Genomic DNA, 20,841 nt, shown 5'->3' on the forward strand with positions numbered 1-20,841 from the left:
TCAAACCAGCCGCTTGCTGATGGTTTTCGGCGGGGCGCCGCCCGGGCGGCTGAACTCCACGTCGAGGTCGATGCCATTGGTGTGGAGGATTGCATAACCATCACCCGTCTGGGCGAGGTGTGAGGTGACCTTCACCGTCAGCTCGCCTTGCGGGAAGGTCTCGTTCAGCACCAGATCGCTCGGACGGCCGTTAGCGAACGGGAAGGGCGCGTAGAGGCCCGAGCTGTGGACGGAGAGGACCTTCGCCGCCCTGCCGCTCGACGCGGTGATCTCGATCTCCGCGACCAGGCTGTGATGCTCATCGCCCGACAGGAACACCGTGTTGGTGATCCCGTTCTCGGCGATGAAGATCAGCAGCCTTTCCAGCGAGGCTGGGAAGCCGTCCCAGGCATCGCTGTGGCGCGCGCCGCCTGCGGGGTCTTGCTTGGTCTGCAGGCGGCGGGGCAGCAGCAGGGAGGGTGTGGCCACGAACTTCACGGCCTCGCGGTGGCGCTTGAGCCAGGCCTGCAGGCGTTGTTCCTGGCGATGGCTCAGGATGGACTGCTGCGCTTGCGGCACGGTGGAACCGCGTGCCGTGCGCCCGGTGCGCGTGTCAGCCAGATAGAAGGGGAAGCCGGCATGCAGGAAATGCATGTCGGCGGTCGCGGAATGACTGAAACGCCCATGGGCCATGCGTTGGTATCGGCGGAAGGCGCTGAAGCCGTGGTGCCGCAGCAGGCGGTTGCGCAATGCATCAATGGGGCGCGCCTGTTCGACCTTCTCCGGCGTGGGTTCCCAGTTGTCTACGATCTCGTGGTCGTCCAGCAGCATCTGCACCGGCATGCTGCGCAGCAGGCTGCGCATGCCGCTGGCGCGCAGGGCCTTCTGGTGAGGCTGGTCGTAGCGTTCGTCGCGGCGCATCGGGTCCATGAGGCCGGCAGTGGCGTCGGCGTAGATCTGATCGCCGACCAGCAGCGCGAAACCCACCTGCGGGCCCTCGAGCGTGGTGTCAGCCAGCTGCTGCAGGTTGGCCTGTGCTACCGGGCCATCCATGAGGCCGGCGGGGTACTGGCAGCTGGCCAGCGCGAAACGGGTGCCATATTGCGGTGAGGTGGCGGTGTGCTGGCTCAAGGCCGCCGCCAAGGCCCCGGCCTTGACGAAGGCGTTCTGCAGCACCGCGGTGGGCTGGAGCTTCACCCACTCCTGGGCTTGCTGAAGGAGCTTGGCGGTTTCCAAGGGCTGCGCGACCAGCAGCGCGCGCAGGCCCGAAGGAGGGTTGGCCGACGTCGGCTGCGGGATGAATGGCCATGCTTCCTCGCAGTCGACCACCTCGTCACGGGCATACGCCAGCAAGGCGAGATAGTCTGACCCGGTGCTGCCGTCCGAAGGAACGGCGGGCTGGGCGAACAGCCATCGCTCACTGTTGTCGTCGTCGCCGACGACCACGCCGGCCGGGTTTTGCCCCAGCTTGAATTGACCACCGGCTTGAGACACCGGGAACAGGCAAAGCGTCGCCCGACCCTGAACGGGGTGGGACATGCAGGCCAGCCGGACGACGCTCGTCGCCTTGTCGGACAACGCGATGCGGGGCCCGATCCATGGCGAAAGGAAGACATGCCTCGCCTCTTCGGGCTCGAGCGGGTCAGGAAGCTCGTCGTCCTTCAAGCTCAGGAAGCGCTCAAGGTCTTCGAAGACAGGAAGCGAATCCCTGCCGATGAGCACGTCCTGATGGCCCAGGTTCGCATACGGCCCCTCATCGGGTTTGGGATGGTCCAGGCGCACACCGGCACCGGCTAGGTGGCTTCCCAGCAGGTCCTGCGTGTTCACGTCGACCAGCCCGTTGTGCTGACCATGGATGATCATGGTCGGGATTGGACTCCAGCGCTCGCGCAGCTGTCGACGCGTCACGAACTCGCCACGGCCGCGCTGGTTGGTGATGACCTGGAAGCGCGTGAAGTGGATGGTCTGGGCCACGGTCTCCAGGTTGATGGGGCCGAACAGGTCGTCGATGGCCTCGAGCGTCTCATCGCTGAGATTGGCGGCATCGAAGTCGCGTCCGTAGAGCGCGTCCATGCGGTGGCGCGAGGCGACCCAGGGTGTGGTCTTGAAGGGCCACAGCGGGTTCTCGACGTCGTAGTCTGCGTCGGGGTAGGGGAGGCTCGCCAGCAGGCGGTCCAGCAGCTGATCGGCAACCTTGGGCTCGCGAGGCGGGCGGAACTGATAGTCGTCCTTCATCAGCAGCCGCCGGGCCGACTGCAGCACGAAGGCGCGGAAGATGTTGCTGTCGGTGTAGCGCAGCAGCGGGCCCTTCTGGCTCAGGATGACGCGGTGCACGCAAGGGTGGCTGGCGCCTTTTGCCGGCGGCTCGGCACCGTTGAAAGCGGTGAGCGTGGCGAGGTGCTCCGTGGTCAGCCAGGAGTCGACGCTGAGTTGCGTCACGCCTGAGCGCACCTTGCGCGGGTCGGTGAGCAAGGCCATGCTCAGCATCACGCAGCCGATGCAGTGCGCGAGCACGTCGACTTCCTTGCCGGTGGCATTGCGGATGTGCAGCAGCGCCGCGGGGATGTCGACCAGCGCGGCCTGCTCCATCGGCCAGGGGTAGGTGGCGGTGGCGAGCGCGGTGCTGGTGCGCAGGTCAACCACCCACACCTCGCGGCCCTGGCGGCAGAAGAACTCCGCCGCGCTGTTGGGCGCCAATGATTCGTGTGTGAAGGTGTTGCCGCTCACGCTGTAGCCGTGCAGCATGACCAGCGGCCGACCGCGGCGCTCCACGGTGGGCGGTGGCAGGTAGCGGGTCAGCCGGATCTTGACGGGCACATCGCCGCTGTTCTTGCAGAAGTCGATGAGCGAGGGCCGGCATCGACCTGCAGCGGGGCGCGGATCCTGGATGGCTTCCTCGTAGGGCCCGGGCATGCGGTCCACCCACAGTTCGGTGATCTCGGGTGAGGGCAGGCCCGCAATGGGCCGCGGCAAGCGGTCGGGTTCTTTCAGCGACGGCGTGTCGGGCTTGCGGAAGGTCCACAGATGGATGCTGATCAGCACACGCAGCCACAGCAGGCCGAAGCAGGCGAGGTCCAGCAGCGCGCGGGCGTGGTCCTGCTGACCCGTGATGCGCAGCAGCGGGAAGCCCTGGCTGGCGAGAAAGCGCATGTCGAGTTCAAGGAGGGGCCGCTGGCTGTTCGGCATGCCCGGCATGCGCGTAAGGGAGAGTCGGGTGAGCTGGTGCCAGGGGTTGGCACGGCGGTCGTAGGTCAGGCGCTTGACGCCGGAGATGCCCTGGCCTTCGCGAGGGCCCTCTGCGTCTTCCCAGGGCATGAGCACCTTGCCCACGTAGAGCTCGTAGTCAAAGCGGCGAACCTCGCCTGCGCGCGAGGCCATGCGCCACAGGTCACCCGCGTACTCGAGCCAGTCCTGCAGGCCGGCGCTGGTCTTGTTCGGCTCCTTGATCTTCTGGACGATGTCCCGCAGGCCCCGGTTCAACGCCCATGGGACAAGGGTGCGCAACCGGCGCTTCAGCGACGAAGAGCGCTCACGGTGCAGGAAGCGCAGATCGCCGCGCAGTTCCGCCTTGAATTTGATGTGCTGCTCGCGCTGAGCATCACTGGCCACGCGCAAGTGTTTTTCGTCCCAGGTGCTTTGTTCAAAGATGCGGATGACCGAGCTGTGGCCCGGCCTGACTTCCACCTTGCGGTTCATCGGCGTGCGCAGATCCTCGGGATGGAAACGTTCGTAGGCCAGCGTCAGCTCCACCACATGCGGTTGGGGTAGCGTCGTGTTGAACTGCAGGGGAACCGTGCCGACAAGGCGCTCGACGATCTCGATCTCCGTCGGCCGCAAAGGCGCGTTGGGGCGGGTGTCGTCCGGCTGTGCCATGCGGCGATTGCGCAGTGGCGGAAGCGAACTGGCGGGAGGAAAACTTTCCCAGTGCCGGCGCACCGCGCGCAAGGCTGTCGCGGCGATGGTCAGCGCCGGGTTGGCTCCCAACGACCCCGGGATGATGGAGCCGTCCAGTACCAGCAGGCCGTCATGGATGGGCTCATCATTGGGCAGTCGCTCCCGGCCTGCGTCAAAGACGCGGCCGAAGCGGTCAACCACGCCATCGGCCGCCGTCTTGGCCATGGGGCAGCCACCGAGTGGATGCACCGTCAGCACGGGGCCGCGTGGCTGGGTGACGAGTTGCTCCAGCTTGGGCGGCAGCAACCGCCACATCGGGTTGGCGATGAGCCGGGCGGCCGGCTTCACATCCAGCGCGCGCCGTTCCAGCTCCTCATGCGCCTGGGTGAGGTCGCGGGCCTTGCGGGCCTCGGGCCAGTGAATGCTCAACGTGCCCGGCTCGGCGGGCCGGTCGCGCGGGCGCAACGGCCGCGGCAAGTGCAACGAGCCCGCGGCATCGTCGTGGCCGATGACGCCGACCAGCAGCGTCTTGCCCATGGCCGTCGAGTCCACGGCCAGGGGATCGGTGCCGGCGCCTTCCGCGCCATGCCTTGTGGAGTCGCCTTCCGGCATGCGGTGGATCAAGCTGGCCGTGGTGACGAGTTGCTCGAACAACGGCTTCAGCGGGCCGGGTACCGAGAACTCCTGGATGCGGAAAGGCCGCTTCACTTTTGCCGAAACGGGCACCGTGATGGAGCCGGTGATGGTCGGGCCGACCCCTCGATCCTTCAACCCGACTTGTTCATCCGCGCAGCCCTTTGTTGCCTCGGGCATCTGGGCCACGGCGGCGATGTTGTCGCCATTGCATGAGAAGCGCTCGCCGAGCCGGGACGAAAACACCAGCTTGTCGGTGCGGGAGCGCAGCAGGATCTCGCTGCTGCCCAGCGTGCCTGCCGCGAGGATGACCGTGTCTGCATACAGGTGGAGCTCTTTCGGCTCTCGCTGCTGCAGCGCAGGCGATGTATGCACGACGCGTACGACCCAATCGGGCCTGCCTCGCCAGTGTGGATCGTCCTTGTCGCTGCGTCGCAGGGACAGCACCGTGGCGCCGGTATAGATTTCCGCCTCGCGCCACTTGGCCAGCTCCAGCAGGTTGGCATCCAGGCTGTTCTTGGCGCCAATGTTGCAGCCTGTCATGCAATCGCCGCAGAGCGTGCATTGGTTGAGCTTGACCTGCGCCGAATTGGCTTCGTTGGCCATGGCTACCGACAAGGGCGGCATATCAGCTGCGCGGCTGGAGAGCTTGCTCAGTGCCTCGGTCTTGGGCAATCCGCTTTTGTTGCTGGCGCCCGGGTGGAGGGTGATTCTGTTGCGCACCTGCCGTTTGTTGCGTATCGCAAAGCCACCCAACAGGTACTTGGCCTCCTTGAACAGCCCGGCCTGCTCCAGTTCGTAGACCAGCTCGTGCAAATCGCCGGGGGGAAGGTCTGTCAGCTTTGGCTTCAGCAGCACGCCCGCATTGATCAGCGAGCCGCCGCCCAGCCCATTCGCGACGAGAGCGTTCACGTCTTCCCCCAGGCGCAGGTCGAACAAGCCTTCGTGCTTGCCGCCCACGCGCCCCGTCTGCTGCTGCCCCATGCGCATGTGTCCCGGCAGCTCGCTGAAGTGCGACGGGAACTCGCCCGGCAGGTATTCCTTGCCCCGTTCCAGCAGGCCGATCCGCAACGGCTTGCCGGTGGTGCCCGAGCTCCTTCCCGCCAGCTCGGCGGCGGCCATGCTGCCGCCGTAGCCGCTGCCGATGATCAGCACGTCGAAGCGACGCTTGTCGACGTCAGAGGTCCAGAGCTCGCCGAGCCCTTGGGACAGGCGTTGTCCTGCGGCCGGAGCCGCCGTGGTGCTGCCGCTGTTCATGTCCGATCACCTCCCTGGTGAGCTGGCTTCTTGCTGGCTTGGTCGGCTGGAAATATTGAAATCGCGGACGACCTTTTGGGGATCAACGGGCTTGATCATCAGCGGGATGCCGGCCGATATGACCGTGCGCAACCGTTGCGGTGCGGTGTCTCCGGTGATGATGACGGCGTGTGCCTCTGGGCGCACCAAGTGCAGCTGCTGGATGACGTCAATGCCGCTCTCGCCGTCTCGCAGGCGCAGGTCAGACAGGATCACGTCGATGAAGACGGCCTGAGCGATCTTGAGCGCCTCTGCGCCAGATGCGGCCAGATGCACATTGCAGCCGCGCAGCAGGGCCTGGGTGCTCTCGCGGACGTCCAGTTCGTCGTCGATGACCAGCACCGACAAGCCCACCACCTCGGGCGCCGCGATTTCAATGACGGGTTCTTCTTCGAGGCTGGAAAGGGGAAGCCTCAGCTTGAACGTGGTGCCGACGCCGAATTTGGATTCCAGGGCCAACTGCACGCCGAGGAGGGCGCACAGGCGACGAACGATGGACAAGCCCAGCCCCAGGCCTTCGGAGCGGTCCCGCTCCGTGCTTGCCACTTGATAGAACTCCTGGAAGACATATTCGAGTTCCTTCTCTGCAATGCCCACGCCTGAATCGGCCACGCTCAGCACGGCGTCATCGCCGTCTCGTTGCAGGGATAGGCGGACGCTGCCTCCACGGCGCGTGAACTTGAGCGCGTTGTCCGTGAGGTTTCGCAGGATGCGGGAGAAGAGTGTCTCGTCGGTCGCTACCGCGAGGCTCTCGTCACACTGCAGTTCCAGGTGGATGCCCTTGAGGTGTGCCACGGGTTCCATGGCCTGCTGGTGCCCGGTCAGCAGCGCATCGAGGCTGCAGGGCGCGAGTCTGGGCGTGACGATGTCGGCGTCGAGCTTGGAAATGTCCAGCAGGCCTTCGAGTTGCTTGGACAAGGCCTGGTTCATCGACTCCAGCTTGTTCACGATGCCGCGCGTGTCCTCGTCGATCTTGGATTGCCGCAGCACGCCGAGCCATACGGTCATCACGTGCAGCGGCTGGCGCAGGTCGTGGCTGGCGGCTGCAAGAAACTTGGTCTTGGCTCGGTTGGACTCATCGGCGCGTTGCAATGCCAGCGTCAGCTTGGCGTTGAGCTGCTGTTCAACCTGGTGGTGCTCGTCAGCGCGTTGCAGTGCCTGCGTCAGCTCTGCATTGAGTTGCTGTTCAACCAGACGGTGCTCTTCAGCCTGCTGCAGGGCCCTCGTCAGCTTGGCATTGAGCTGCTGTTCGCCGTAGCGATATTTGCTTGATTCCTCGAACACCTTGTTGACCTGCTTGCCCAGGCCGACCAGGAAGAGCAGGAACACGATGATCAACCCCGCGAGCCACCACTCCCCCGGGCTTGGGTTCTGCAGGCCGCCGAGAAACATCCAGGTCCCGGCCAGGGGGATGAGCATGGGCGCGGCAAACGCCAGGAACAGGGAGCGGTGGCCTGAGGTGGTGACGGTCGAGGCGGTTGCCGACGACAGCAGGATGATGGAGATGGCCGCACGCTCGGTGGCGTCGAAACCGCCGAAAGCCACCAGGGGCACGGCCATCAGCACGCCATTGATGGCCAGCAGCCAGGCGATGCGGCGCATGGAGCCGGTGCCCTCGGTAGCGGCGCGTACGAACTTGGTCGTGTAGCGCATGCGCCATCCGGTGACCGCGATCACGGCAGCCTCCCAGGCGACAGGCGGCCATGCTTGCGTACGGTTCAACCAGATGAAGGCGATCAAGCTCGCCGCGAGCAGCATGCCGACCTGCGCACGCAGGCTCTGGCTGAGGAAGATGTCCTCGAAGCGCCCATAGATGAAGGATTGGATCAGCTCATCCTGCCGCTCGTCGTCGGTTCGAGTTTCTGATCGCACGTCTTCGAGCTCCCGCGCTTTGTTGGCCCTTCCCTTGGGCGCCGCGGATGATGGGAGCTGGCTCGGGCTAGGTCAAGGCTCGCAAGCCCTGACTTCGCGCTAGATGCCGTGCCCCTTATCAGTGCGGCAGCATCTGCGCGCTGCCCGTCCAGCGCAGCAATTGCATCAGCGACGGTGCCTGCGTCTTGCCCAGCAGGTTGCGCACATGGCTGCGCACGGTGCTGACGCACAGACCGAGGTGACGGGAGGCGGCCTCCACCGGCTCACCGTCGGCCAGCAGCATCAGCACGTGGCGTTCGGCCTGGCTGAGGCGGCACTGGCGGGTCAGCGCGTCGATGCGTGCGGCCTGGGTCAGCACCGGCTGGTCCAGATGGATGACGAGCAGCAGGCAGCCGTCAGGCCAGCCCGAGGCACTGCTGATGGCCGGCGCAAGCGGCGCCGCGTGCAGCCAGCCGGTCGCAAAGCTGGGCGTGAACCACAGCCCGGTGCGCGAGGACGAGCCCGCGGCCGCCAGCGCCAGCACCTCGCCCAGGCGCTGTGCGTCCAGCTGCCCCAGGCCCATCAGGTGTTCGGACCGCGACTGCCAGAGTCCCTCTGCCAGCAAGTGCTCCGCACTCGTGTTGACGAACAGAAGGCGCCGATCGGGCAGCAGCACCATCAGCGGTTGGGGCAGGGCGCCCAGCACCTGGCGTGGCTGGGCTTCGTGGCCGACTCGGCGTTCGGTGTATGCGACGGGAACAGCTTGCAGCATTTGGATCTCCCTGAGCCTGTGTGGCGCAAAGGCGCCCTCGTTGATGTCATCAAGTTTGGTGATTGCAAGCCGGCATCGCCATTGCCTAGAAGCACACCAACCCATGCCACCGCGCATAGACCAAAAGGCCTGGCCAAAAGGCTTACCCGCAATCCACGATGGCGCGTTCCTGCGCCGATACCATGCAGCCCAGCGGGAGACTGCCGATGAAAGTTCTGTTGATTGATGATCACCCCCTGTTCCGAGAAGGCGTGGCACTGCTGCTGAAACCACTGGTGGAAGCACTTGAAACCTGGGAGGCGGGCAGTTGCGAGGAGGCCTTTGCGGTGCTTGCCGAGCGCGGCGACGCCGATCTGGTCATGATCGACCTCGGCCTGCCAGGGCTGTCTGGCCTCGAGGGTCTGGGCCGGCTGCGGCGTGATCATCCTGAGGTGCCGGTCGTCGTGATGTCCTCGGCCGATGACAAGGACACGGTGCTTGCCGTGCTAGATGCGGGTGCGATGGGCTTCATTCCCAAGAGCTCGACGTCGCAGGTCATGCTGGGTGCGCTGCGCCTCATCCTTGCCAAGGGCATCTACCTGCCGTCGTCGGTGTTCCTCGGCGGCCGTGCGCTGACTCCCGCCATGCCGGCACCGCTGGCACCGCCTGCGCAGGGGCGGCGCCCTGTTGAGCTGGGCCTGACACCGCGCCAGGCCGACGTGCTGCATCTGCTGCTGCAGGGCAAACCGGCCAAACTGATCGGTCGGCAGCTGAACCTGTCGCTCAGTACCGTCAAGGCGCACACCTCGTGCGTGCTGCGGGCATTGAACGTGACGACGCGCACCCAGGCCGTACTGGCTGCGAGTCGCATGGGACTGTGCTTCGAAGAGCCGGTGCCGGCTCAAGGCTCTGCCGTTGATGCCAATGATTCCCTCATGGCTTCCAGCAACCGCTGAAGCCCGATCGGTTTGTGCAGCAGCCGGGCGCGGCAGGCTAGGGCTTGCGGCTGCAGGGCGGCTTCCGTGTTGGCCGTCACGATGACGGCGCCAATGTCTTCGTCATAGTGTTGGCGCAGCCGCGCGATGACCTCGAAACCATCGCGCCCGGCGCCGAGCTGGTAGTCGGTGACGATGAGATCCGGCACACGCAGATGCTGCTGCAGCTGGGCCAACATGTCCTCGCAGGAGGCCGCTGCAACGACGTGGCAGCGCAGCGCGAGCAGGGCGTCGACCAGGGCCTGAGCATTCGTCTCATCGTCGTCGACGACGATGATGAAACGACCCTCAAGCGCTTGTTGGCTGGCCGCAAGCCTTGACGAGACCTTCGCTGACCGCGTGGCGGGTCCGGCCAGCGGCATTTCGACGCGGAACACCGAGCCGTTACCGACACGGCTGTCCACGCTGAGCCGGTAGCCCAGGATGTGGGCGCTGCGCTGCACGATGGACAGACCTAGTCCCAGGCCTTTCTCCTGGCCCGTGCCGGGCGCCTCGATGCGGAAGAACTCTTCGAAGATGGCTTCCTGGTAGCGGGGCTCGATGCCGGGCCCGCTGTCCCAGACCTCCAGTTCCACCCTGGCGCCGCGACGCCGACAGGCTACCAGCACGCCGCCTTCTCGCGTATAGCGGATGGCGTTGGCCACCAGATTGCCGGCGATGCGCGCCAGCAGCGCGGCGTCGCCCTTCACGACGACGTCACAGGGTCGCACGCGCAGCTTCAGGCCCTTCTCAGCCGCCTGCGGGGCCCAGATCTGTTCTAGCCCATGCAACAGCCAGGCCAGGTTCACATCCTCGATGTGGGCCTGCACCGTGCCGGCATCGAGCTTGGAGATGTCCAGCAGATTGCCGAACAGGTTCTCCATCGTCGCGACGGAGGACTGGATCTTGTCGGCCAGGGCCAGGTGCTCGGGACTGGTCAGCCGCCCCTGCAGCACGCCCAGCAGCAGGCTGATCGAGTGCATGGGTTGGCGCAAATCGTGGCTGGCGGCGGCAAGGAAGCGCGTCTTGGCGGCGTTGGCGCGCTCGGCTTCGTCCTTGAGGCGGGAGAGTTCCTCTGCACGGGCGGCAAGGCCGTCGCGGGCATCGGAAAGCTGGGCCGTGCGTTCGGCAACCTTGGCTTCAAGACTGGTGTAGAGGTCGTGCAGGCGGGAGGACATCTGGTTGAAGTCCTGGGCGAGGTCTTCGATCTCGTCTTGCCGTCCCAGCTGGATGGTCTTGCCTAGATTGCCAACGGCGAATTGGGCTGTGGCGCGGCGCAGGGTCAGGATGGGGGCCGCCATGCGGCGAGCGAAAGCGATACCGACCAGCAAGGCAGCCATGCCACCCAGTGCCATCAGGAGCAGCGTTCGGCTGATGGTGGCCCAGACAGGGCGCAGCGCCTCGCTGCGCCGCTGTTCCATGAACAGGATCCAGTCTGTACCCGGTATGCCGGCTCCCGTCGCGATGACCGGTTGATGCTGGAGATCCAGGGTTCGCAGACCTCGGACCAGGATGGGCTCCGACGCGGCATGAGCACGCGCCTGAAGGACCGCTTGCGATGCCGAAAGGTCGATCCGGCTCAGGATGTCCGTCGCGCGGGGATGTGCGATCAGCGTGCCATGGCCGTCTACGATGAAGGCCACGCCACCCTCGCCAGCCTTCAGCCGCGCGACCACGTCACCCAGCAGTCGCAGATCAATGGTGGCGACGATGGCGCCGACACCGTCGAAGGCAGACATGCGAACGGTGGGCAGATGGTCATCCCGAAAGAAGGTCTTGCCCATGCGCACGCCCTCTCGGTCATCGAATCGAGCCAGCTCGGGCTCATCCAACGCCGTGCCAAGCCATGATCGGTCCATGGCCTGTTTCGATACATGCAGAAGCTCCCTGGCTTGACGATCGACTACTTGCAGGTCTGTGATCGCGGGAACCAGCCGCATCAGCCGATAGAACTCCTCGCGTCGCTGCTGAAGGCCGAAGCCTGGGCCTTCCCAGGGCATCTTGGCGACATCGCGCAGGCCGGCATCAATGACGGCGAGGTAATTGGCGATCTCGCGCGCGGCGCCTTCTGCCTGGGCGGCCTGAACCGACTGAATGTGCTCTGAAGATTCCTGATACCCGAAGTAGGTCTCGGACGCTCCGGATACGAGCAGCACGAGGAGCGTCAGTCCGCAAAACCAAACCGCGTAGCGTCTGGACAGGGGGCTGTGGGTCGGCCGTTCCGGCGATGCTGAATTCATCGAATGACGATGTCCGCTCGGCGAATGACCGCCGCATCGGGGCGCGGGGAGCCAGAGTCGCCATTGGCACGAAGGATCAAGGTGAAGCGATGCGGCCTCTCGACGGGTATGCCGCCGGGGCGCTCCCCGTCACAGACGCGGGCCACCAGATCGGCAAGCGCGTCCATCACGAATGAAGTGTCCTGCTCGTAGGCCATCAGGGCGCCGGCTCTGACCTCTCTCGCAGTCGAATGCATGGCAGGCACCTTCAGCCGCCGGAGATGGTCAATGATCTCCGGCTCGGCGACATAGGCGATGTAGCTGGGAGGGATGTACCAGGCGTCGTAGCCTGTGGCTACCGGCGCGGCCAATTGTTGATCAAGCTCGACCTTGCTTTCGGCAAGGAAAACGGTGACCTCGAGGCCCAAAAGATGGGCAGGTTGGGTCAGCCTGGCTGAGCCGCCGTTTTTCTCGGCCCAGGACCGATCGGCCAGGACAGCGACCCTGCGGATATGTGGAAAGGCGTCCTTCAGGATCTCCAGCCGCTTGCCGTCGACAACGTCGAGCAGCGATACGCCGGTGTTAGCGGAAGCGCTGAACTGGAGCGAGTCCCGGATGCCGGCCGCTACTGGGTCTGTGTAGCCGGAAAAGACGAAGGGTGTCGGGCTTGGCAGCTTTGCCGCCCGCATTGCAGATTGCCCTGTCGGGGTGACCACCACAGTGGGCCGGCCCTCCAGCGCAGCCTTCAGCGCCTTGTCGATCGCCACGATGTTGCCCGCATCCGCTTGATGATGCCGGATCGAGGCTTTGACGGACAACTCCGGGTGCCGTCTGGACAGCGCAGCCGTGAAGCGCTTGTAGACCGGGTCAGAAGCTTCGGGCCACGATCCGATGTAGGCAATCGATGGACTGGCTGGCGTTTGGCAACTGTCGGCGCTCATCAGCATGGCAAAGCCCATCACTATTGAGGTGGTTCCCAACGGTCTGAGCAACTGACCTATTTGCATGCCGGTTTACTGCCACTACCCTTGCGACGCTGACGCCGTGTCAGAACACACCAACGGAGGAATGTAATGAGAGAAATCGAATGGGAGCAGAAGACGGTCTTGCTTCCGTGCCACGTCTGGCTGAGGGTCGTTCCCAAGGGCACCCCAAATGAACCCGTCACCTGGCCCAAGGCTGACGACCGGCCGCCGTTCATTGCCGAAGTCGCATCGTATGCAAAGGGCGCGGCAGCCACCGAGCTCCAGTGTTTTCCCTCAATGGCTTTGGGCACGGAGCAGGCTGCTCATGAATGGCGCGACGCACACCCGGGCTGGTTCAAGGATGCGTTGTCGGTGCATCTGGTGAAGATCGATAAAAGCTGATTTCACAACGGTTCAAGCCAGAGGCAGCACTCTGGCGCCAGGGAGGCGAATATGAGCGAATGTCCTTGCGCAGATGACTGTCTGTTTGCGGATGGCGAATGGAAACCCGATCTATTGACGGATGCCGGGCGCAATCCGCCAGACCTGCCCCTGAACTGGCGCAGCCTGATCACGTTGGCCGTACCGCCGCGGCGGAGACAGGCCTACGAATGCCGATACCTGGTTGAGCTGAAGGTCGAGAGGCCGGCCAGGAAGACTGCGATCTGCCAGCAGGCAGAAGGCACCGTGTATTCGGCAACTGAAACGATCCAGGCCATCGTCGGGCCGCTGGTGTTCGGAACCAAGCCCGCCACGTGGACCGCGCTGAGGTTGCTGTACGACAACCTCGACCGCCCGATCTACTACTTCAAGCGGGTGTTCAGCCGGGGGCGCCCGTTCATGTGCTGCGAGGACGTTGAACCGATGTACCCCAAGGGCGCGCCGTTCTATCCTGCCCACCCTGCCTATCCCAGCGGACATTCGACGCAGGCGCACGCGCTGGCCTACTTCTATGCGCGCCTCTTTCCGCAATTGACGGACAAGTTGCTGGCCGCCGCTGCCGATATCGCCCTAAACCGTGAGGTGGCCGGCCTGCACTACCCGAGCGATTCGCTAGCAGGAAAGCTACTGGCTGGACAGGTGGTCGATCTGTTGCTGCAGGCGGCGAACTTCAAGGCCGCCGCCATCGCGGCCGCTGCAGACTGGCCCGGTGCGAGGACTGATCTTCTCTGATCGCGGCAGCCGTCGGGTTGTGCGGCCGGCGGCGTCGTACGTGTGGGTCAAGTCCGCGCCGCGTTGATCGCCAGCAGCCCATCGAAGATCAACCCTTCGATGAGTTCATGAGGCGCATCCAGCGCCGGCGCCACTTTCCAACCTGCACCGCCCGTCATCAGCAGCAGGGGCTCGCGGCCCTCGCGCTTGGCCAGCAGGCGGAACATGCGTTCGATGGCGCCGGTGATGGCGAAGGTGCCGCCCGTCGTCAACGCGTCGCTGGTGTTGGTCGGAAAGTTGCGCACCTCGCCGGTGGGCACACGCAGGCCGGCGGTGCCGCCTTCCAGCGCGCGCAGCATGATGCCGTGGCCGGGCAGGATGAGGCCGCCCAGGAACTCGCCATCGGTGGACAGCGCGTCCACCGTCACCGCCGTGCCCACCATGACCACCAGCACCGGGCCTTCGAAGCCGCGCTTCTTGGCGTGTGCATGGGCGCCGATGACGGCCACCCAGCGGTCGGCGCCCAGGCGCGTCGGGTGGTCGTAGCCGTTTCTCACGCCGGCCGCCTCGGCGGCGGGCACGACCCAGCGGGGCACCAGGTCCCAGTGCTCCATCTGCTCCTCGACACGGCGGCGCACCGCGTCGCCGGCCACATTGCTGCCCAGGATGCGTGCGGGCGGCGCCAAGTGCTGCCAGTCGTCGTCGGCAAGGCGGTCGATGTTCTCCAGGAAAACGGCACCGTGCTGCGTCGGCGGGCTGCCAGGTTCGGCGCCGTCTTCATAGACGGCCCACTTGAGCCGGGTGTTGCCGATGTCGATGGCCAAAAAGCTCATGGTGGGCTGTGCCGTGAACGATGCCGCGAGCCTACCAGCGCATTTGTATCTGCCCGTGCGGGTTTCTGCTTCAATCAGCGGCTATTTCTGATCGCCCTTTCCCACGAGGAGAACCGCCATGCTGCGACGCCTGCGTATCCAAGCCCGCCTCTGGCTGGCCTTCGGCATCATCCTGGCGATGACGGCGCTGCTGGTTGCCGTCGGTGGCTTTGGCCTGAACGTGTCGCAGAAGGCCATCCAGGGCATCACGCAGAAGCTCATCCCGACGTCCAACATCACCGTTGCGGCCCGCAGCCACCTGCTGCAGAGCAAGACGGCCACATCGACGCTGGTGGCCTCCATCTTCAACAAGGAAGGCATGGCACGGGCCCGCAAGGAGTGGGACGGCGCCCAGGCGGGCCTGGACAAGGCGATGGACGACTTCGGCAAGATGACGACCGAAGACAAGGGTCGCGAGGCGCTGGCGAAGTTCCGTGTGCTGATGGCCGACTACCGCAAGGCCGTCAAGCCGGTGGCCGACAAGATCAGCGCAGATGGTTTCGCTGACGCCCAGTCGGCCTTCGAGGAGATGAAGGCTGCGGACGTCGCCTATGAGCCGGCGCTGTCCATGCTCAACAACATCGAGGCCGACCTGAAGAAGCGCGGCGATGACATCTTTGCGACGGTGGACAAGCTGGTGGGCAACGTCTTCGTCGGCTTCATCGTCGCCTTCGTCGTCTGCGTCATCGTGGGCGGCGCGCTGGCCGTGCTGATCTCGCGCTCCATCATCGGCCCGCTGGTGGCAGCCAAGCGCTTTGCCGAACGCATGGCCGGCGGTGACCTGTCGCGTGCTCCCGAGGCCAGCGGCACGGACGAGTCCGCCGAGATGATGCAGGCCCTGGCCGCCATGCAGAAGTCGCTGTCCGAGATCGTCGGCCAGGTGCGCGAATCGGCCGAGAGCATCCAGGTCGCCTCCAGCGAGGTGGCCAGCGGCAATATGGACCTGTCGCAGCGCACCGAGCAGACGGCGTCCAACCTGCAGCAGGCTTCCAGCTCGATGACGCAGCTGACCGGTACCGTCAGCCAGAGCGCTGACTCGGCCATGACGGCCAAGCAGCTGGCCGGCGCCGCCGCCGAGACTGCCGGACGTGGTGGCGAGGTCGTGTCGCGCGTCGTCAGCACCATGGGCGAGATCAACAATGCCAGCCGCAAGATCGCCGACATCATCGGCACCATCGACGGCATCGCCTTCCAGACCAACATCCTGGCGCTGAATGCCGCAGTGGAAGCGGCCCGCGCCGGCGAGCAGGGCCGCGGCTTCGCGGTCGTCGCCGGCGAAGTGCGCTCGCTGGCCCAGCGTAGCGCCGAGGCGGCGCGCGAGATCAAGGCGCTGATCGGCGCCAGCGTCGAGCGCGTCGAGGCCGGCACGCATCTCGTCAACGACGCCGGCACGACCATGACCGACATCGTCGGCTCCGTGCAGCGTGTGACCGACATCATTGGCGAGATCAGCGCTGCCGCCGTCGAGCAGAGCCAGGGCTTGCGCCAGGTCAACGGCACCGTGACGGAGCTGGACCAGATGACGCAGCAGAACGCTGCGCTGGTGGAGGAGTCCGCCGCGGCGGCTCAGTCGCTGAAGGAACAGGCCGTGCGGCTGGCGGGGCTGGTGAGCAGCTTCAAGCTGAGCTGACCGGGACTGCCGGCAAGCGGGCGTCGCTGTTGCCGCGTCGACGGGTGAGCCGATGACGGCAACCTCTGACAAGCCTTGCAGTCAGTGCCACCGAAGTGAATTGATGTGCGCGAGGCCGAGAGCCCGAACGAACTCCGCATAGCTCGCCAGGAGTTGTGCGGAGCTTCCTGAAGGGGTTGGGGCGATTGATTTCTGATCAAGTCGCCGTGAACTTGCTTGCGGCTCAATGAACCCGCAGCACCTCAAACCGCTGTCGGATCAGAGCCGCCTGTATCGACACCTCGTCACCCTCACATTTGCCCAGCATGGCCTTGCCCAACGGGGATTCGCTGCTGATGACCTGAATGGTCTGAGCGCCGCTGACCAACTTCATGCTGCCCCCAGCCGGGCCGAGAAAGAGCTGTTGCTGCTTGTCGTCGGCATCGACCAGGCAAACCAGCGCGCCGAGCTGTATGCCTTTGCTGGCGTCGTAGGGGCGCGGGCGGAATTGGCGCCAATTGGCCATCGCCTGGCGGATGGCTTGGGCGCGCCGAGCTTGGCCGGTGGCCAGGTAGGCCGCTTCCAGACCCAACGTGTCGTATTTGTTCTCGGCGATATTTTCTTCGTGAGTTGCCGTTTCATGGGCCGCCCGCGCTGCCTGTTCGGCTTGCAGCAGGTCTTCGGCGAGCCGTTCCAACACCTGCTGCTGCAGCAAGAATTTATCCATGATGAAAGGTAGACATCTCGAACAAGCGGGCGCGGATCGTGATTGTGAAGGGCTCCACCAGCTTTCGAGGCTTCTGTTGACTGCAGCCACACTTCGGCCTTGGTCGAATGACGCTTGTCACGGGCCTCTGGCGAGGCCCCGCGGTGCGACCATTGGCCACCCTGCCTCCAGTGACCTGGGGCTGCGATCCAGATCGACGTGCGTAGCTGCACAGACCTCACCCATGCACGCATCGACCCTGACACCGCACGCACCACTCACCACCCCAGGGCCACAGTTGCCGCGGCTCTACACCTTTCGCCGCTGCCCCTACGCCATGAGAGCACGGATGGCGCTGCTGCAGGCCGGGCGGGCCTTCGAGGCGGTGGAGGTCAGCTTGCGCGACAAGCCAGCAAGCTTGCTGGCCCTATCGCCCAAGGCTACGGTACCAGTGCTGCAGTTGCCCGATGGCAGCGTGATCGAGGAGAGTTGGGACATCATGCGCTGGGCACTGGCCGCGCCCGATGCGCAGGGCTGGTGGGCGCGGGCGCAGTCGCCTGCGAACCTTGACCTGGTACAGCGAAACGACGGCGACTTCAAGCATCACCTGGACCGCTGGAAGTACCCCCAGCGCTACGCGAGTGAGACCCTCACGCCAGACGCACACCGCGACAGGGCGCTGGATGTGCTTCTGCGACCGCTAGAGGCACGGCTGCAAAGCGCGCCCTGCCTGGGCGGCGCCACGCCCTGCGCCACCGACTTGGCATTGTTGCCCTTCGTCCGCCAGTTCGCCTCGGTGGAGCCGGGATGGTTTGCAACGCTGAACCTGCCATCGGTAAGGTCCTGGCTGAACGGCTGGCTCGTCAGCCCGCTATTCGTTGCGTGCATGTACAAGTTACCCGCGGAAGGTGCGATTCGCTTTCCGTCGCTCTAACGCTTGCTTGGCCGTCGATCAAGCGATCGGTCGCCGCTCGGCATCGTTGGCCTCATCACAAATCGCGTCGATCTGTTCAAGCCGTGACGCGGCGCCTTCTGCCGTGGTCCCATTCGCCGACGGTGCCCTTACAGCGCCTTGACGACGATACGGTCTCCTGAATAGGTCACGGGAATAGCAGGCGCATCGAAGTCGACCGTGCGGTCGCCGGGTTTGAGGAAGCGGATGTTGAAGGTTCTCTTCGTCACCATGCCCGCATAGCCCCCGGAGCGCGGCCCGATGGTGACTTCGGCGCGCTTGTCGTCATAGACAAAAGGGATGCGCGTGTACTGGCCGGCCTGGTACGAGTTTGAGATGCCGTCGTCCTCGTAGAGGCTGTAGTTTCCATCGGCGCCGGTATAGACGTGGATGGTCAACGGCGCGTCGGGCTTCTCGTCCACATATTGCATGACGGGCCCCATCGGCACGATGGCGCCCGCCTTGACGAAGAGAGGCATCTGGTCCAGCGGGGCGGCCACGGTTCGCGCCTCGCCGCCCTTGACCGCCTCACCCGTCCAGACGCTGTACCAGGTCGACGTGCCAGGGAAGTAGACCGTGCGGGACGTCGCGCCATACCGCGTCACCGGCGCCACCAGCAGCGATGTGCCGAAGAGGTACTCGTCGGTGATCTTCCTGGCCGTGGCGTCTGCCGGGAAGTCGAGGGCCAGGCCGCGCATGATCGGCGCGCCTTCGTAGTGGCTGTCAGCGGCGGCCGTGTAGATATAGGGCATGAGCCGGTAGCGCATTTCCAGGAACCACACCATGTTGGCTCGCATGGCGGACCCCTCGGGCGAGATCTCGTGGATCTCGCGCTTCACGCCTTCGCCGTGGCTGCGCATCAACGGTGAGAAGGTGCCGAACTGCCACCAGCGCTGGTTCAACTCCTGCCACTCCTTCAGGTCTTCGGCGGTACGCACGCCGCCTGCCGCGCGGTTCTCCTGAAGCCCTGCGACCGACTTGTCCTGGAACCGCGCTTCCTGCGAGTAGCCGCCGATGTCGTGCGTCCAGTTGGGCACGCCTGAAAACCCGGTCTGCACCCCTGCGGAGATCTGCTTGTAAAGGCTGTCCCACGTGCCGACGACATCCCCCGACCACAGCGCCGCCGAATTCCGCTGCACGCCCGCGAAGCCGGAGCGGGTCAGGATGAAATGGCGCGCGTCCGGGCGGTCCCGCTTCAGCCCGTCGTGAACGGCCTGGGTGCTCATGGTGGCGTAGGCGTTGGTCACCAGCGCACCCGGCCCCATCTGCGTCGGCGTGATCAGTTCGGCGAGTTCTTCGGGGCTGGCGTTGGAGCGCACGTCGGGTTCGGTGTTGTCCATCCACCAGGCATCGAAGCCGAGGTCGACCAGGGGCTTCTTCATCTGGCGGTAGAAGATGTCCCGCGCGTCCTGGTTGTAGGGCGAAAAGTGGCTGTTGAGATGGCCCGCCCCGACCCAATCCTTCATGCCGAGTTCGACATTGCGGCGCCACATATAGCCCTTGGCGTCCAGCTCCTTGTAGTGGGCGGTGTTGGGATAGAACTTGCCCCAGATCGAAATCATGATCCTGGCGTGCTGGCGATGCACTTCATCGACCATGCCCTTGGGATCGGGGAAGCGTGCCGCATCGAAGGCATGGCTGCCCCACTGGTCCTCCGGCCAGTAGAACCAGTCCTGCACGATGTTGTCGATGGGCCAGCGGTTGGCGCGGTAGGTCTTGAGCACGCCGAGCAACTCGGCCTGGGTGCGGTAGCGCTGCCGGGATTGCCAGAAGCCGTAGGCCCATTTCGGCATCATCGGCGGGATGCCGGTGACCTGGTGGTAGCCGCGAATGACGCCTTGAAGGGAATCGGCGCTGATGAAGTAGTAGTACAGGCCGGTGCCGGCTTCGGACGTGAAGCGCAACGAGTGCTTGTCGGCGGCCGGCTCTGGGTCGGAGTGATGCAGCGAGATGAGACCGCTCGTCGGCCGCCATTCGACATGCAGGCTGACCGGCTTGCCTGGGCTGAACGGCTGCTCGAAATTGTTGTACCAGCCGTTCCAGTTCGCGCGCCAGATGCCATGGTCGAAGAGGGTCTTGCCGTCGACCTTCAGCATCACATAGTCCGAAGCGAACAGGCGCATCTTGTGCAGCCCCGGCTTGTCGGAAGTGGCCGTGCCCTCCCAGACGACCCTGACCTTCCTGCCCCGCGTGGCGGCCTTGCTCAGCGCGGCGTCGGTGGGCCAGTAGTTGCGGACATCGCTGAGGAACTGATAGCGGATGTCGGGCTCCACGCGGGTCAGGATCAATTGATCGTCGACGTAGTACTTCGCAGTCAGGCCGCTGGAGCCGTCCAGTGCGGTGAGCTTCAGGTCACGGCTGGCCAGCCCGAAGCGCAGCGGATTGCCGAAGCGCGTGACAGAGGCGTTGTCCCAGAGCACGCCGTAGTTCCTGTCGGACACGACGAACGGGATGGCGATGTCCATGTTGTGCTGGCGCAGCTCGACATCCTCGCCGTTCAAGTCCATCTGGGCGTTCTGGTGCTGCCCCAGGCCGTAGAACGCCTCGGTCGTGCCCCGGTTGAACTGGGCGGAGGGAGCGACGTAGGGCCGGCCCTCGACCATGACCGGCTGGAGGTCGGCCCGCTCAGTCGTCAGCACGGCGACACCCTTGGCGTCAAGGAAGGTGACCCGGCCATCCTTCAGCGACACCTGGGCCGACGCCTTGCCTGCATCGAGCGTCACGGCGTCGGGGCCGGCCTTCACGGTGAAGCGTCCGCTTGGCTTGGCGACGGCCATCAGCGACTCGATCTGCGCACGCGCCGGATCGTCGACCCCGATGACCTGGATGATCGACTCCGTGATGGCATTCAAGCGCAGCTCCGTCACGCTGCCCGTATCGGGCCTCACCAACACGCCCGTGGGCGTTTGCTGGTAGGTGCCGGCGAAGGAAGCCGGCGTCGCCAGCAACGTCGTGGCGAGCACGGAAAGCGAGAGTGATGGCGTCATG

Annotated in this window: 13 protein-coding genes; 5 read left to right on the forward strand and 8 right to left on the reverse strand. The window is 65.2% G+C overall.

Annotation, left to right across the window (positions count from 1 at the left end; genetic code table 11):
- The 3 genes from ACXJLH_RS04890 to ACXJLH_RS04900 form a co-directional block, all read right to left on the reverse strand.
- Positions 1-5,763 (reverse strand): alkaline phosphatase D family protein, encoded by a 5,763-nt coding sequence (locus tag ACXJLH_RS04890; RefSeq protein ID WP_457442690.1) that lies wholly within the window; start codon positions 5,761-5,763, stop codon positions 1-3.
- Positions 5,764-5,769: 6 nt separating this feature from the next.
- Entirely contained in the window at positions 5,770-7,674 is a 1,905-nt protein-coding gene (locus ACXJLH_RS04895) for an ATP-binding response regulator (RefSeq protein WP_056204621.1), read from the reverse strand.
- 118 nt (positions 7,675-7,792) lie between these two features.
- Positions 7,793-8,425, reverse strand: coding sequence for a helix-turn-helix transcriptional regulator (locus tag ACXJLH_RS04900; RefSeq protein WP_056204618.1), 633 nt, complete (start codon positions 8,423-8,425; stop codon positions 7,793-7,795).
- Positions 8,426-8,583: 158 nt separating this feature from the next.
- On the opposite strand from ACXJLH_RS04900, the gene ACXJLH_RS04905 reads away from it, so the two are divergent.
- Complete coding sequence (locus tag ACXJLH_RS04905; protein ID WP_200955353.1) at positions 8,584-9,360, forward strand: response regulator; 777 nt, start codon at positions 8,584-8,586, stop codon at positions 9,358-9,360.
- Here the strand turns inward: ACXJLH_RS04905 and ACXJLH_RS04910 are convergent.
- Positions 9,306-11,618, reverse strand: a complete 2,313-nt coding sequence (locus tag ACXJLH_RS04910; RefSeq protein ID WP_457442691.1) for a hybrid sensor histidine kinase/response regulator — start codon at positions 11,616-11,618, stop codon at positions 9,306-9,308. The two genes, ACXJLH_RS04905 and ACXJLH_RS04910, sit on opposite strands and share 55 nt — an antisense overlap.
- Positions 11,615-12,544 (reverse strand): ABC transporter substrate binding protein, encoded by a 930-nt coding sequence (locus ACXJLH_RS04915; RefSeq protein ID WP_235532125.1) that lies wholly within the window; start codon positions 12,542-12,544, stop codon positions 11,615-11,617. Before ACXJLH_RS04915 ends, ACXJLH_RS04910 begins: the two co-directional genes overlap by 4 nt.
- A 126-nt stretch (positions 12,545-12,670) precedes the next feature.
- On the opposite strand from ACXJLH_RS04915, the gene ACXJLH_RS04920 reads away from it, so the two are divergent.
- On the forward strand, positions 12,671-12,964 hold the full coding sequence (locus tag ACXJLH_RS04920) for a hypothetical protein (protein WP_157282161.1): 294 nt from the start codon (positions 12,671-12,673) through the stop codon (positions 12,962-12,964).
- A gap of 51 nt (positions 12,965-13,015) precedes the next feature.
- Positions 13,016-13,735: a phosphatase PAP2 family protein gene (locus ACXJLH_RS04925; protein WP_457356318.1), complete on the forward strand. Its 720-nt coding sequence runs from the start codon at positions 13,016-13,018 to the stop codon at positions 13,733-13,735.
- 47 nt (positions 13,736-13,782) lie between these two features.
- On the opposite strand, the gene ACXJLH_RS04930 is transcribed toward ACXJLH_RS04925, so the two are convergent.
- The gene (locus tag ACXJLH_RS04930; RefSeq protein WP_457442692.1) at positions 13,783-14,547 is read right to left on the reverse strand and encodes a type III pantothenate kinase; all 765 of its coding nucleotides are present in this window, start codon (positions 14,545-14,547) and stop codon (positions 13,783-13,785) included.
- A gap of 118 nt (positions 14,548-14,665) precedes the next feature.
- On the opposite strand from ACXJLH_RS04930, the gene ACXJLH_RS04935 reads away from it, so the two are divergent.
- Positions 14,666-16,216 (forward strand): methyl-accepting chemotaxis protein, encoded by a 1,551-nt coding sequence (locus tag ACXJLH_RS04935; RefSeq protein WP_056204591.1) that lies wholly within the window; start codon positions 14,666-14,668, stop codon positions 16,214-16,216.
- 223 nt (positions 16,217-16,439) lie between these two features.
- Here ACXJLH_RS04935 and ACXJLH_RS04940 read toward each other — a convergent pair whose 3' ends face one another.
- Complete coding sequence (locus ACXJLH_RS04940; RefSeq protein ID WP_457442693.1) at positions 16,440-16,922, reverse strand: GreA/GreB family elongation factor; 483 nt, start codon at positions 16,920-16,922, stop codon at positions 16,440-16,442.
- A gap of 223 nt (positions 16,923-17,145) precedes the next feature.
- Between ACXJLH_RS04940 and ACXJLH_RS04945 the strand changes: the two genes are divergently transcribed.
- On the forward strand, positions 17,146-17,835 hold the full coding sequence (locus ACXJLH_RS04945; RefSeq protein WP_457442694.1) for a glutathione S-transferase: 690 nt from the start codon (positions 17,146-17,148) through the stop codon (positions 17,833-17,835).
- Positions 17,836-17,963: 128 nt separating this feature from the next.
- Here the strand turns inward: ACXJLH_RS04945 and ACXJLH_RS04950 are convergent, their stop codons facing one another.
- Positions 17,964-20,840: a TIM-barrel domain-containing protein gene (locus ACXJLH_RS04950; protein ID WP_457442696.1), complete on the reverse strand. Its 2,877-nt coding sequence runs from the start codon at positions 20,838-20,840 to the stop codon at positions 17,964-17,966.
- Between the last annotated feature and the right edge of the window lies 1 nt (position 20,841).

The organism is Roseateles sp. P5_E4 (genome assembly GCF_054049255.1).

Bases quoted from the DNA above. Each gene is read 5' to 3' on its own strand.
- ACXJLH_RS04890 (WP_457442690.1), bottom strand. From the start codon at position 5,763: ATGAACAGCGGCAGCACCACGGCGGCTCCGGCCGCAGGACAACGCCTG.
- ACXJLH_RS04900 (WP_056204618.1), bottom strand. From the start codon at position 8,425: ATGCTGCAAGCTGTTCCCGTCGCATACACCGAACGCCGAGTCGGCCAC.
- ACXJLH_RS04905 (WP_200955353.1), top strand. From the start codon at position 8,584: ATGGCGCGTTCCTGCGCCGATACCATGCAGCCCAGCGGGAGACTGCCG.
- ACXJLH_RS04910 (WP_457442691.1), bottom strand. From the start codon at position 11,618: ATGAATTCAGCATCGCCGGAACGGCCGACCCACAGCCCCCTGTCCAGA.
- ACXJLH_RS04915 (WP_235532125.1), bottom strand. From the start codon at position 12,544: ATGCTGATGAGCGCCGACAGTTGCCAAACGCCAGCCAGTCCATCGATT.
- ACXJLH_RS04920 (WP_157282161.1), top strand. From the start codon at position 12,671: ATGAGAGAAATCGAATGGGAGCAGAAGACGGTCTTGCTTCCGTGCCAC.
- ACXJLH_RS04925 (WP_457356318.1), top strand. From the start codon at position 13,016: ATGAGCGAATGTCCTTGCGCAGATGACTGTCTGTTTGCGGATGGCGAA.
- ACXJLH_RS04930 (WP_457442692.1), bottom strand. From the start codon at position 14,547: ATGAGCTTTTTGGCCATCGACATCGGCAACACCCGGCTCAAGTGGGCC.
- ACXJLH_RS04935 (WP_056204591.1), top strand. From the start codon at position 14,666: ATGCTGCGACGCCTGCGTATCCAAGCCCGCCTCTGGCTGGCCTTCGGC.
- ACXJLH_RS04940 (WP_457442693.1), bottom strand. From the start codon at position 16,922: ATGGATAAATTCTTGCTGCAGCAGCAGGTGTTGGAACGGCTCGCCGAA.
- ACXJLH_RS04945 (WP_457442694.1), top strand. From the start codon at position 17,146: ATGCACGCATCGACCCTGACACCGCACGCACCACTCACCACCCCAGGG.
- ACXJLH_RS04950 (WP_457442696.1), bottom strand. From the start codon at position 20,840: ATGACGCCATCACTCTCGCTTTCCGTGCTCGCCACGACGTTGCTGGCG.